At 31.5% G+C, this 13486-nt stretch carries 17 protein-coding genes; 2 read left to right on the top strand and 15 right to left on the bottom strand.

The window, feature by feature from the left end:
- Positions 1-77: 77 nt before the first annotated feature.
- From accC to H8K90_RS16070, 6 genes are all read right to left on the bottom strand, one after another.
- On the bottom strand, positions 78-1517 hold the full coding sequence (accC, locus tag H8K90_RS16095) for an acetyl-CoA carboxylase biotin carboxylase subunit (protein WP_186847020.1): 1440 nt from the start codon (positions 1515-1517) through the stop codon (positions 78-80).
- A 221-nt stretch (positions 1518-1738) separates the two neighbouring features.
- On the bottom strand, positions 1739-2215 hold the full coding sequence (locus H8K90_RS16090; RefSeq protein ID WP_186847019.1) for an acetyl-CoA carboxylase biotin carboxyl carrier protein subunit: 477 nt from the start codon (positions 2213-2215) through the stop codon (positions 1739-1741).
- A gap of 74 nt (positions 2216-2289) precedes the next feature.
- Positions 2290-2976 (bottom strand): PrsW family intramembrane metalloprotease, encoded by a 687-nt coding sequence (locus H8K90_RS16085; protein ID WP_186847018.1) that lies wholly within the window; start codon positions 2974-2976, stop codon positions 2290-2292.
- Positions 2973-3524, bottom strand: coding sequence for an NUDIX hydrolase (locus H8K90_RS16080; protein ID WP_186847017.1), 552 nt, complete (start codon positions 3522-3524; stop codon positions 2973-2975). The genes H8K90_RS16085 and H8K90_RS16080 overlap by 4 nt, the downstream gene beginning before the upstream one ends.
- On the bottom strand, positions 3525-4670 hold the full coding sequence (locus H8K90_RS16075; protein ID WP_186847016.1) for an aminotransferase class V-fold PLP-dependent enzyme: 1146 nt from the start codon (positions 4668-4670) through the stop codon (positions 3525-3527). It lies immediately after the preceding gene.
- A gap of 49 nt (positions 4671-4719) precedes the next feature.
- Positions 4720-5808: a M42 family metallopeptidase gene (locus H8K90_RS16070; RefSeq protein WP_186847015.1), complete on the bottom strand. Its 1089-nt coding sequence runs from the start codon at positions 5806-5808 to the stop codon at positions 4720-4722.
- Between the two features lie 123 nt (positions 5809-5931).
- Here H8K90_RS16070 and H8K90_RS16065 point away from each other — a divergent pair, with 123 nt between their 5' ends.
- Together H8K90_RS16065 and trhA are read left to right on the top strand one after the other, a co-directional pair.
- Positions 5932-6627, top strand: coding sequence for a DUF4294 domain-containing protein (locus H8K90_RS16065; RefSeq protein WP_186847014.1), 696 nt, complete (start codon positions 5932-5934; stop codon positions 6625-6627).
- Complete coding sequence (gene trhA, locus H8K90_RS16060; protein ID WP_186847013.1) at positions 6628-7254, top strand: PAQR family membrane homeostasis protein TrhA; 627 nt, start codon at positions 6628-6630, stop codon at positions 7252-7254.
- 5 nt (positions 7255-7259) lie between these two features.
- On the opposite strand, the gene H8K90_RS16055 is transcribed toward trhA, so the two are convergent.
- The 9 genes from H8K90_RS16055 to H8K90_RS16015 form a co-directional block, all read right to left on the bottom strand.
- On the bottom strand, positions 7260-7718 hold the full coding sequence (locus tag H8K90_RS16055; RefSeq protein WP_186847012.1) for a DUF1572 domain-containing protein: 459 nt from the start codon (positions 7716-7718) through the stop codon (positions 7260-7262).
- Positions 7719-7782: 64 nt separating this feature from the next.
- The gene (locus H8K90_RS16050) at positions 7783-8547 is read right to left on the bottom strand and encodes a DUF6090 family protein (protein WP_186847011.1); all 765 of its coding nucleotides are present in this window, start codon (positions 8545-8547) and stop codon (positions 7783-7785) included.
- Positions 8548-8568: 21 nt separating this feature from the next.
- On the bottom strand, positions 8569-9333 hold the full coding sequence (locus tag H8K90_RS16045; protein WP_186847010.1) for a DUF6090 family protein: 765 nt from the start codon (positions 9331-9333) through the stop codon (positions 8569-8571).
- Between the two features lie 21 nt (positions 9334-9354).
- Complete coding sequence (locus H8K90_RS16040; protein WP_186847009.1) at positions 9355-10128, bottom strand: DUF6090 family protein; 774 nt, start codon at positions 10126-10128, stop codon at positions 9355-9357.
- 81 nt (positions 10129-10209) lie between these two features.
- A complete protein-coding gene (locus H8K90_RS16035; protein ID WP_186847008.1) occupies positions 10210-10977 on the bottom strand; it encodes a DUF6090 family protein in 768 nt (255 codons plus the stop codon).
- Between the two features lie 206 nt (positions 10978-11183).
- Positions 11184-11417 (bottom strand): hypothetical protein, encoded by a 234-nt coding sequence (locus tag H8K90_RS16030; RefSeq protein WP_186847007.1) that lies wholly within the window; start codon positions 11415-11417, stop codon positions 11184-11186.
- A 1-nt stretch (position 11418) separates the two neighbouring features.
- Complete coding sequence (locus H8K90_RS16025; RefSeq protein WP_186847006.1) at positions 11419-11859, bottom strand: DUF4279 domain-containing protein; 441 nt, start codon at positions 11857-11859, stop codon at positions 11419-11421.
- A 153-nt stretch (positions 11860-12012) separates the two neighbouring features.
- Complete coding sequence (locus tag H8K90_RS16020; protein WP_186847005.1) at positions 12013-12663, bottom strand: hypothetical protein; 651 nt, start codon at positions 12661-12663, stop codon at positions 12013-12015.
- Positions 12664-12781: 118 nt separating this feature from the next.
- On the bottom strand, positions 12782-13420 hold the full coding sequence (locus H8K90_RS16015; RefSeq protein WP_186847004.1) for an SMI1/KNR4 family protein: 639 nt from the start codon (positions 13418-13420) through the stop codon (positions 12782-12784).
- Between the last annotated feature and the right edge of the window lie 66 nt (positions 13421-13486).

Here is a 13486-nt window from a genome sequence, read left to right as displayed (position 1 = left end):
TTCTCGCGAAAGCGCAAAGGCGCAAAGCTGGGTGTTTTTATTTTATATTTTGCATACTGCATACTGCATACTGCTTACTAATTCGGTACTCGCAATAACTTCTGATCTTCTAAATAACGCCTTAAGGCTATTTTTGCAGCAATCTCAGCTTCAAGTTTATGTTGTTCTTCTAATAGAGCAGGTGAGTAGTACTTTTTTACAAAATGCGTATCGAAATTTCCACTTCTAAAAGCGTCGTGTTCACAAACAAAGCGTCCAAAAGCTAAAGTGGTTTGCACACCTTTTACATGATAGTTATCAATAGCTTTAATCATCAGCTCAATTGCTTCTTCTCGTGTATCTCCGTAAGTTATCAGTTTAGAAAGCATAGGATCGTAGTAAATAGGAATATCCATACCTTCTTCAAAACCATTATCTACTCTTATATTTTCTCCTTCTGGTAATTTATATACTTCTAAATTTCCAACACTTGGTAAAAAATCATTCATTGGGTCTTCTGCATAGACACGTAACTCTAACGCATGACCATTAATTTTTAAATCTTTTTGTTTAATATCTAGTTGTTCACCACGAGCTACTTTTATCTGAAGTTCAACCAAATCCACACCAGCAATCCACTCAGAAACAGGATGCTCTACTTGTAATCTGGTATTCATTTCTAGGAAATAGAAATTTAAATTTTCATCTAAAAGAAACTCAACAGTACCAGCACCAATATAATCACAAGAACGCGCTACATTAATTGCAGCTTGTCCCATTTTTTCTCTTAACTCAGGAGTTAAAACAGCAGAAGGTGCTTCTTCAACTACTTTTTGGTGACGACGTTGTACAGAACATTCGCGCTCAAAGAAATGCAAATAATTACCATGCATATCTGCCATCACTTGGATTTCGATATGTCGAGGTGATGCTACGTATTTTTCAATAAAGACCGAGCCATCTCCAAAAGCGTTAGTTGCTTCACTAATTGCTCTGTCCATTTGCGACTCAAACTCAGCTTCATTTTCAACAATTCGCATTCCTTTTCCACCACCTCCTGCAGACGCTTTAATTAAAATAGGAAACCCAATGCTTTTAGCAATCTTTTTAGCTTCAGGTATATCTGTAATAGCTTCGTCAGTACCAGGAACCATTGGTATATCGTAGCCTTTTACGGTTTCTTTTGCTGCCAGTTTGCTTCCCATTACTTTAATGGCTTTAGATCTTGGGCCAACAAAAATTATGTCGTTAGCCTCACAAAGCTCAGCAAAATCTGCATTTTCACTCAAAAAACCATATCCAGGATGTATAGCATCCACGTTCAATGACTTGGCTACTTCTATAATTTTATCACCTCTTAAATACGATTCGTTTGATGGAGCAGGACCAATACAAACGGCTTCGTCTGCATACTTAACATGAAGTGCATTTCTGTCAACTTCAGAAAAAACAGCAACTGTTTTTATGCCCATTTTCTTGGCTGTGCGCATTACTCTAATGGCTATTTCTCCTCTGTTTGCTACTAGTATTTTTTTCATGAAAAATCTTTAATTTTTCGTTCCCATGACTTGGGAATCTTATTTTTTATTTTATCTATCGTCACTTCGCGTGAAATTCCTTTTTTTGGGAATTTTGTATCGAGAAGTAATCGATGCATAAATGGTTCTCGATACATTTTGTTAGAGCTACGCTCTGTATCTTCAATCAAAATATATTTTGATTTCGATAATCACAAAATACTCGAACTGACGTTATTTTTTTATTCAAATTCTATTAAAAGTGAATTTTTATCTACCGTTTCTCCTTGGTTGACCTTAACTGATTTTATAACACCTTCTCTTGGTGAGGTTAAAACGTTTTCCATCTTCATGGCTTCAAGTATTAAAAGATTATCACCTTCTTTAACTTCATCACCTACTTTAATGTTTATTTCTAAAATTAAACCTGGCATTGGTGCCTTAATATTGTTGACCTTTTTAGAGGCTCCAATTTCAAAACCTAAGGCTTCAATTTGCTGATCTAAAGCATCATTAATGTTTACATTGTAAGTGTTATTATTAACTTTAATGGTGTAGGATTTTGTGTTGAAATCTGAGCTTAAAATAGTAGCTTTTACAGATTTATTATTTTGAAGTACATGAAAATTGTTTGTCGTAGATTCTATAGCATCTAAAGCTTCAGTATCTTTTGTTGTAACTTCAAATTGATGTGAAGTATTCACTTTTATTTTATACATAAAGGATGTGTTATTGTGGAATTGCGAATTTAAAGCTAAATCCTGAAACATAATACAAAAATAACAAGCTTATTTTAAGAATCCTCTAAAGATTTAAAATTAGAATTTTCTTGGTGTTTTTTAATTGCTTTTCTAGATAAGTAGATGGCAATAGCAAGAGAGATAAATGCTCCGATTGAAATGCCAGGAATAAACCGAATGAATAAAAAGAAATCATAAGCACCATGAAAGAGTACTGCCAAAAATAGACCAGCCATATTCAACTTAAATCTATTGTTCGAAAATTTTGCTTTTCCCATGTAATATCCCATTAAAACACCAAAAGTGGCATGAGCAGGAACCGCAGTAAACGCTCTCAGAATGGCTGTTTGGTAACCACCTTCTAACACATACATAATATTTTCTGTACAGGCAAATCCCATAGATACCATCACAGCATAGATGATACCATCATAAGGTTCGTTAAAAGCTTTTTTTGTTTGATTAAAATATTTTACAATTATATATTTACTAAATTCTTCAGCCAAAGCCACAACAACAAAGGCTTGGATAAATTGTTGCCAAATACTAAACTCATCTGTTATAGGTATAAAGTGTCCTGTAAATAAATATAAAACTGTTACAATAAGAATACTTACTATGGCTCCTAAAAGAAAACTAGCTAATAATAAACCAATCGGTTCTTTTTCGTATTTATCTTGAAAATAGATATATACAATAATCACCATTACTGGTGCAACGGCCATGAGTAATAAATTCATAAATGTAGTTTTTCTTTTATAGTCTTAATTACAAAGCTATAATACGATTTATTTGACGGAATGAAATGCAGGTTAGTTTCACTATGATTTAGTAATGTCTCAAATTCGGTAAAAGACACCAGTTTTAACGCTTCAACCTCTTCTTCTTGTGGATGTAGTTGGTTGAAATCTACATTTAATTCTGCAATATAAACTTGATGAAATTCATTATCTTGAATTGCACCATAATTTGTTTCATGAAGAAAAACACCAATTTTTTGAAGACGTTGTGCATCTAATTGTAAACCAACTTCTTCTTTAGTTTCTCTTATGGCAGCGTCAATAAAAGATTCGCCTGCATCTATATGGCCAGCAACAGAAACATCCCAAAGCAATGGGTGAATCGTTTTTTTATGCGAGCGTTGTTGTAATAAAATTTCGCCTTTGCTAGTGTACAACCAGAGATGAATTGTATTGTGGTACCATCCATTTTTATGGGCTTCAGATTTTAAAGCTGTTTTACCTGTTGGTAGTCCTTTTTTATCTACTATATCTATATATTCATCCATTTAAATACAAGATTTTATGGTGTCCACCAATTTTTCGAAATGTGCTTTTGTATTAAACAAATGACAAGAAATACGAATGTATTCTCCTCGAAAGGATACGTGAATATTTGCTGCTTTTAGCGCTTCTTTTAAATGCTCTAGATTTATAGTTTTTGGAGTTTTAATTCCGAACATATGCTTAGCTCTATCTTGTGGAGCATCACTGTAAAAGTTAATCTGTGCTAAATCCTCTAAAGCAGTTTTAGAAATACTATGGCAATAGTCTTGTAAATCTTGAGGATTAATCTTTAAAATTTCTTTTAATGCAGCAATTTGCATTTTTACATAAATAAAACTACCGCTTTGTCCTACCGAATATCTATTGGCTAGAGGTTTATATTCAGATTGGTATTGGGTTAATTTCGAGAAATCCTCACTGCCCAATCGCGTAGACCAATTTTGTTCAATGGGTTTTCCATTATCAAAATATGCGCTATAATAAGCATACGCACAACCATAAGGGCCAAATAACCATTTATAGCCTGCGCAAACAAGTGCGTCTGGTTGAAGGTCTTCAACAGAGAAAGACATTGCACCAACAGATTGGCTACCATCGATGACTAAAAGTGCATCATGATTTCTTGTTTTTTCTCTAATGGCTTTTAGATCGAAAATAAAGCCATTTGCCCAATGTATCTGCGCCATTGCAACAAGGGCTGTTTTTTCTGATATTTGATCTAGTATAGCAGAATTCCAAAGTGATTTATCTTCAGGTTGTGTTATAGTTCTAATAGTCGCTTCATATGTATCAGCTAGTGTTTTCCAGATATAAAAATTACTTGGAAACTGTTCTGCTACTACTAAAATTTCATCACCTTTTTTTAGTTCAATATTGTTTGCAACTGTTGCAAGTCCGTAAGAAACAGAAGGTATAGTTACAACACGATTATAGTCTTTAACCTTAATGATTTCTGCGAATAGTTTTCGGAGTTCTATTACAGGATCAAATAAATCTGAAGCTTTATAATAATCTGGTCTGTTTTTAGCTTTAACAGCATTGATACCTGCAGTTTCTACAGATTTAAAGGCTGGCGAAAAACTGGCAGTATTTAAGTATACTACATCTTCAGGAAAACTAAATTGGTCTTTTAGTGTTGTTAATGACATATTTAAAAAAGAAGAGCTGATAAGTTCAATACTCATCAGCTCTAGAATATTATTTAAAATAAGAAAACGTTTCTCCGTCTTCAATCTTTAATAGCGTTTCGTAAATGAGTCTTATTACATTCTCCACATCGCTTTTATGCACCATTTCTACAGTAGTATGCATGTAACGTAATGGTAAAGAAATTAATGCAGAAGCAACACCACCATTGCTATAAGCAAAGGCATCAGTATCTGTACCTGTGGCACGAGATAATGCAGCACGCTGAAAAGGAATTTTCTTTTCTTCGGCTGTATCTGTAATTAAATCTCTTAGTTTTTGTTGCACAGCTGGAGCATAAGCAACAACAGGTCCATCGCCAATTTTTGCTAACCCTTGTTTCTTAGGATCTATCATTGGTGTTGTAGTATCGTGTGTAACGTCTGTAACAATTGCCACATTTGGTTTAATGGTTTCAGTAATCATTTCTGCACCACGCAAACCAATTTCTTCTTGTACAGAATTGGTAACATAGAGTCCAAATGGTAATTTCTTTTTGTTTTCGTGAAGTAAACGTGCCACTTCAGCAATCATAAAGCCTCCCATTCTATTATCTAAAGCACGACAAACAAATTTATCTTTATTTAAAATATGAAATTCATCTGGATATGTAATAACACAGCCTACATGAACACCCATTTTTTCAACTTCCTTTTTATCTTTTGCACCTATATCAATACAAATATTATCTGGCTTTGGTGGTTCTTCTTTAGAACGATTTCTAGTATGTATAGCTGGCCAGCCAAATACGCCCTTTACAATGCCTTTTTTAGTATGAATATTTACAATCTTACTAGGAGCAATTTGATGGTCGCTACCACCATTTCTAATCACATAAATTAAACCATTATCAGAGATATAGTTAACATACCACGAGATTTCATCTGCATGCCCTTCAATAACCACTTTAAATTTTGCTTTTGGGTTAATCACCGCAACCGCAGTACCATAAGTATCTGTTATAAATTCATCTACATAGGGTTTAAGGTAATCCATCCAGATTTTTTGCCCTTCCCATTCATAACCAGTAGGAGAGGCATTATTGAGATATTTTTCTAAAAAGTCCATCGACTTTTTATTTAATAATTGCTTTTTAGCCATTTGTGTAAATTTTTGTTTAAAAATAATAATATTAATACTAATTTAAGGTTAAAGGATATATTAATTACTAATTTTGAAAACGCTTTAAATTATTTTTGGAATGATTTTGGGTTACTATAAATTATGAAGTATATCACATACATAGCAATGTTCTTTTCTATGGCAATTTTTGCTCAAGAAGATCCTGTAAAGCAAGATTCTACAGCAGTGCATTACATGATAATAGAAGGTGATTCTATACCAATAACTTCTGTTGAGTTAGACGAAGTTATGGTATTGCCTAATTTATATTTTGCAGATAGAAATGCTCGCGTACGTTATATTATTTTAAGACGAAAAACCTTAAAAGTTTACCCTTATGCAAAGCTAGCCGCCGAACGTTTGGAGGCCTTGCAAAAACGATTAGAAACCTTAGAACGTAAAAGTGATAAAAAGAAGTATTCTAAAGTGATTCAAAAATACATTGAGGACGAATTTTCTGCTGAGTTAAAAAAACTCACTAAAACGGAAGGACAGATTTTAGTAAAACTTATACATAGGCAAACCGGAAAAACTACTTTTGAACTCATTAAAGAGCTGCGGAGTGGTTGGCGTGCTTTTTGGTTTAATAATACGGCCAGTTTATTCGATATTTCTTTAAAAAAAGAATTTGTTCCTTTAGAGGTAGAGGAAGACTATTTAATTGAAGATATTTTACAACGTGCGTTCCAAAATGAACGATTAGAACGTCAAAAATCTGCTTTTAAGATCGATTTTTACGCTTGTGTTAATAAATGGGGGAAATCTAAACCCAAAACAACTTCTAAGTCTAAAAGTTAAATGCGCATACAAACTAAATTAGAAGAACAACTTAATGCTTGGACTCATGGTATTGGTGCTGCACTCGGAATAGCAGCACTAGTCTTGTTAATTGTTTACGCCGATAATACCAAGCCATGGAGCTTATTTAGTGTTATTGTGTATGGTATTTCTATTATCATTTTATTTTTAGCATCAACGTTTTATCATGCAGTAAAAGGGGAAAAACATAAACATTATTTTAGAATAGTAGATCATATAAGTATATATCTACTTATCGCAGGCACATATACACCAGTTTTGCTAATTACACTTACGGATAGTTTGGGTTGGCCACTATTTTGGACAGTATGGGGAATTGCAGCTTTTGGTGTTATTCTAAAACTCTTTTTTACAGGCCGATTTGAGTTGTTTTCAACACTTTTATACTTAGTAATGGGATGGCTTATTGTGTTTGATTTTACTAACTTATCTGATGCCATAGGACCAAGCGGAGTGATGTGGTTATTTGCAGGCGGATTGTCTTATACTATTGGTATTGTATTTTATGCTATAAATAAAGTGCCATATTTCCACGTAGTTTGGCATTTATTTGTTTTGGGTGGTGCAATTTGTCACTTTTTCATGATTTTTAATCACGTAATTTAAGATGCTTAAACCAATTTTTTAATAATTGCTATTTGCCCTAAATGATAATGAGTATGTTCTACAATACCAAAAAGATTTCTAAAGTAGGTACCATACTTTTCTTCTGCTAAGAAGGTTACGAGAATACTATCTTCTAGTTTTTCAATAAGACTAATAAATTCTTTAGCTTCAATCCATAAATTAGTTTGAAACTCTTGCCATTCGGTTTCAGTTTCTATAGTTGGATGGTCAAAACTATATTTGTCTCTAATGGTTAAATCACCACCTTTTAGAACATCCATCGTGCCTTTTAAGTAATAATGAATATGAAATGTTAGAGATAAGATAGTATTAAGGTTATTAACTTTTTTTGAAGCCACATCTAAAGTGACATCTTTTAAGGTGTCTTTAAAATTTGAAGCCGTCCAGTTACCACCAAAATAAACTTGGTGTAAGTTTTTTGCGATGTGTTTTGTGGTTTGCATTGGTTAGTTATTTTATGCTTCTCAAATTACTTGTTTTTTACAACAGTACTTTATAGTGCTTTTGTTATTTATTAATTTCTAAATCAATTTCAACTAAAATTTGTTCTATTTGCTCTTTTATTCCGCCAAAAACTCTTGGCCCATTGGCTGCTGAAATTGTTAGATAGTAATCTAAAAGGTTATTTTCAAATTCAATAGAACTAAAAATTTGTCTATTATTCCTTGAATCAGAGATTGATTTGTTTTCAAAATTACGACCTCTATCTATCAATAACTTTCGGATACTTCCATTATTATTTAATTGGTTTTTTAGTTTATTCTTTAAATCTTTAATGGCAGTTCTCATTAATTTTAAAAAATCCAATTTGCTTTCAAATGAGGCAAGACGTTGTCTTAGTTTTTTATTTTTAATGACGTTAAGATTCCCTGAACTGATAACATCAGTTAATACTCCTTTTGATGGTTGAAAGGTTGCGTCGCCAGAAAAAACTGAATACAATATATCTGATATAGCTTTATCGCTTGTTGTGTCTAGTACATTAGCATCAAATAAAGTCAGCATATCTTCTACCGCATTTACACGTTCTTTATTTTTTTGAAGACTAAGGTTAATTTTTTCTAGGTTGGTTTCATATTCAGTTTGCAATGACAATAAATATTCTTGTTCAATTTTTATTTCTTGTCTGTTATTATTGAAATTATTAATCTGTAACGCAATTAAAATCCCGATAACCACAAGTACAATTTCGCCAATGGCATATTTAAAATATTTTCCAGTTTTACCTTCGGAAAGTAGATTTTTACGGATGTGTCTAAAGAACTTAATCATTGGTTAGCGGTTTGTTTTGCTTTAATTATTTTTTTCCTTTACTTCCATTTCTATTAATGATATCAAATCTTTAATTTCTCTACCAAGATTTTCTTTAGAGATAAGAATATCTTTAGTCATAAATAATTTAATACCAAGAAGGTTTCTAATGCGTCGATTGCTCAATATTTTACTATAATCATTCGACTTTTCGTTAGAAATATCTATAGTTGGAAAAGAAGATTTTAAAAACGGAATAAAGTTGATGTCATTTTCAGCAATGTTATCAACTCGAATTTGCTGAAAATTTAATCTATCGTCTAACATTATTTTAAGTTCAATTAAGTTAATTTCTAAACTTGTGAATTTTTCTTTTAAACCTTGGTTTTTTATAAGTTCTAATTTATTGGTGTTTTTTAAATCTTCATAAGCATTTACAACAAGCAGATGACTATCTAGATTCCATAAAGCATTTTTGAATGTTATAATTCCAATACTGTCTTTGTTGATTAGTAAATTATTGGATTCATAATTGATTACAGTTATTATGTCTTTAATCAATCTTTTTTCATAGGAAATTAAAGAGTCAGACTGGTTTTTTGCTAGAATTAAGTTTTTATTTAAATTCTCGAGTATAGTTATTTCTTCTTTATCTAGTTTAAGATTTTCATTCCAATTATTTATACTTAGTGCAATTAAAATCCCAATAACGACAAGAATAATTTCGCCAATGGCATAAAGAAGATATTTACTGAATTTGTTTTCAGAGAGTAGTTTTTGTCTAATATGTCTAAAGAACTTAATCATTGGTTTGTTGTACTTTCGTTATTATTCTAAAGTTTTTAATTCAGAGTCGATTGAACTTATCAAATCATTAATCTTTGGATTAATTTCGTTTTGAACTACTTCTATATCCCAATAAAATTGGTTTTTAAGACTTCCAAGGAAATACATAAACACCTTATCCTTTTTAAGTTCATTATAGTTGTTCGGTATCATTTCAAGTTTCAAATCGTCAAAGTTTTCCGTAACTCGATATTTTTGGTAGTTGCCATTCCATAAAGCGTTAAATCGTGAATTAAAAATAGATGAACTTGCATCTTCTATTCTTTGAACGTATGTATTAATTTGTGCGTCTAATACGTTGTTAGACCAAGAATAATAACCGATTAGTTTGTCTCTCAGGTTGTCATTTGATATTAAGTTTACATCTTTTGATTTTAAGGCTTCAAAGACTTCTGTATTTATTTTAGGTTTCCAACTTTGTGTAATTCTTCCAAAGTGGTATTTCAAGGAATCTTGATATGGTAAATCTTGTTCCATATGATTTAATAAAATGGAAATAGATTCTTTGGTTAAGTCATATTTATTAAACCTGAAATTATTAAACTCTATATCCGCAATTAGACTTTGTTTAAAGTTTTTTAGAAACTTTATTTCTTCCGTTTTTAATTTATCCTTTTCATTCCAATTGTTAATTGAAAGCGCAATCAAAATACCAATAACAACAAGCACAATTTCGCCAATGGCATATTTAAAGTATTTTCCAGTTTTACCTTCGGAAAGTAGATTTTTACGGATGTGTCTAAAGAACTTAATCATTGGTTAGCGGTTTCTTTAAAGGTAGGATAATTTATTAACTAAAGTTCTGGATAATAAATCACAAGTCTTGTTGTGTTTTCGTTATTTTTCAACGCTTACATTTTTTCCGCTCAATTCGTTTTTTAAGTCTAATTGAAGTTCTTTGTTTGCCTCTAAAACACCTTTAAGTGCAGATAATGCCCAAGATGTTTTTATACCTAAATCGAACAGTAATTGTTCTAACTCTTCAGAACCATATCTGTCCTTTAGTTTTGAATGAGAAAAAATATTTTTTTCTCTAAGGTCATAATAATCTAGTTGTTTGTTTTTAAATAATTCTTTGGCGTCATTGATACCGTATTTTGATAAAAAAAGTTTTAATCTAGATTCCTTATAATCAGATAATACTTTCATTGCATCATTTACATTATCCTCTTGTTTGAAATAATCATCAATATTTACTCTAATATTATTTTTACTTATTTCCTTAATATATTTAGAATAACTGGCTTCAATTGTTAGATTAAAAATTCTCGCAGCTCGTAATGTGCTAAAGTCAATTATTGTATCATTACTCAAAAGACCTTGAGAATCTTGATAAATGTGATAATGCATTGATTGATCATCTTGGTAGTATTTAATATGTTCATTTATTCTATTTTCATCTATAATTAAATCCTTTAAAATACTACTAAGTAATTCTCGTTCATTTGTTCTAACCTTTCTTTGCTCATTCCAATTATTAATCGATAAGGCAATTAAAATTCCAATAACAACGAGTACAATTTCTCCAATGGCATACTTTAAATATTTTCCAGTTTTGTTTTCTGAAATGAGTTGCTGTCGGATGTGTCTAAAGAACTTAATCATTGGTTAGCAGTTTCTTTAAAGGTAGGATAATTATTTCATTCCGCTACAGTGTGAATAATAAAGGACAGCGGTCTCGGCTATGAGTAGTTGCGTGGTTTAGCACTTAACTTAGCAAGTAAACACCGAGTTGTAAATTCCTACGGAATTTCCAAAGCAGGCGAGAACAAGCAATTACTTATAGCCATTGTTGTGTGCAGTTTTTATTTCTATTTTAATTCCTTAATCATTGGTCCATCAGATTTCACTTTCTCAATTGCTTCTGTCCAATATTCCCAAAATGCCGAATCAGCAGGTTCATCAGTACCTTTCCAATATTCTCCACCACTCAAAATATCTGTCAAATCATTTGAACCACTATTTTCCCAATATGCTTTTATGCAATATAACATTGCTTCGTAACCTACTTTTTTGGTTATTAATTCATTCTTTTCTATTTCCATATTAGTTGTTTAATAATCCAATTGTGTCGGCTTTGTAAAGGTCAAAGTCTACTTCAGTTCCAGTTTTGGCTAAAAACTCAATCGTTCTTTTATTCAGTCCGAAATATGGCGTAGAAGATTCTGGATTTATATCAATGTCGATTACAAATTGTATTCTGGTTGTTAAATTATATTTCTCTTTCAGTCGGTTTATGATTTCTATTTTGGGCTCAATTATATCAATCAGTTTTTCAAGATAATTTTCCAAATCAATTTCGTTTCCTGCATCAATTTGATATTTCCAAGCGGTTGATTTTGGAACAGGCTCTTTTTTCATCATAACAGAAGTTGGCTCAATATTTAATTCCTCCGTTATTTTTTTGGTGTCGAAATATTCGGCATCAAAAGAGAAATACAAATAGTTATTGCATTCATTTCCACTATATGTTAATTTCTCGTACATCTGTTTATTTTAATTGCACACAACGGTTTTGTATAAGATTAGTTGCGTTGTTTAAGCACCTAATTTAGCAAATACAAACCGTATAGAAAATCCGCGAGGATTTTCGTAAGTACGCTATAACTAGCAATGAATTATACACATTGTTATCTCTAGTTATTTTTCAATCAATTCGCTAATATTATAAACTAAACTTTCGTTTTTAATTTGGTTGTTGCCTTTTAAATCGTTTATTGAAACAATTATTTCTATTTCTTTATCCAAATTTAATTTGATAGTTTTCAGATTGCCATTATAATCCAATACCAAAGGTTTTTTGGTATCTTCAATTGTAAAATTGCAACTCTCTCCAAAAGAAAGAATATTGCATAGTTCTTTATCTTCTTGATATACTTTTAAGTCAAAAAATGTATCGAATTCTTTTTTTACTCTAACAAGAGTTTGTTGTTCATTTATTTTTGTGTCCGTAGTGTTTATATCTATTTTTTCGATAGGATTCTCATCCTGAAATGTTAAGACTATATTCTGTCCGTCATATCTATAAAAACCATAACTCTGGTGAAGTAAGTACGAAATTCGAAGTCCGCATATTTTTTTTCCGTCATTTGTTGTTCTTATTACATTTGTGCTATCTGGATAACTTATTTTTTCGCTTACTTCAAATAAAACTCTATTGTTCGGTAGTAATTTAATCGTTTTTCCATCTTGAGTTTCAAAAGTTTTTATTTCATCGGAATTTTGACTGAAATTGTATTGACTAAAAATCAGAGCAAATAATAAAATTAATTTTCCGATGTTTTTTTTCATAATTAGAGATAACGTTGTTGTGTATGGTTAGTTGCGTGTTTAAGCAACTAATTTAGCAAACAAATCACAGATAGAAAATTCCAGCGGAATTTTCGTAAGTCGGCAGTGACCCAAGCAATTAATTATACACGGTGTTGCCAGTAGTTTTTTCTTTCAGTTCATTGTCAATCCAATGTTCATACCAATCGAGAAACGTTATTCTATCTCGATTTTCGATGTAAGGATTAGGATAAATTCCTTGTTCGTTACATCTGTCATCAACCCATAAATTTCCGTATTCTTTTCCGTTAACAACTAAATTCATTGAAACTCCGCAACCAAAATTCGAAACTCTCAAAAGTCCGTTTGCCCATTTATTTTGATAATATTCTTCGTCTTTTTGCTTAAAATATTCGTCTTCGTTTTCGTCAGTTACTTTTCCGAAATCCAGATTCCAATGTTCGGAATGAGGAAAAGGTTTAGATAAGTCATTTAGGTCACTTTTATCTTTATAATCTAGGTCAGCAAAAAGTCCATTTTCAATCGGCTCCAATCCGTAATACGGTCCAGCTCCACCATTTCCGATTTCCATTAAAAATTCTTTATACTCCACTGGTAATTTTATGCTGTTATTTTCCTCAAAAGCAATTAATTCTTTTTCCGATTTTGTTGGATTAAACAAGTATTTATGCTTTTCAGAACCGAACACTTCAAAATCCTTATCCAACTGTTTTAATTGGTCAAATTTTGCTTTTATGCGTTCGATTTGTTCTTTCATTTCGAGGGTTTCTTAAATTACTGGCAACGTTAGTATATATAAACATAGCCAAAAAAGTACAGATAT

The organism is Winogradskyella echinorum (assembly GCF_014297365.1).
GTDB classification, from domain to species: domain Bacteria; phylum Bacteroidota; class Bacteroidia; order Flavobacteriales; family Flavobacteriaceae; genus Winogradskyella; species Winogradskyella echinorum.
This window is presented reverse-complemented; position numbering and strand designations above follow the sequence as displayed.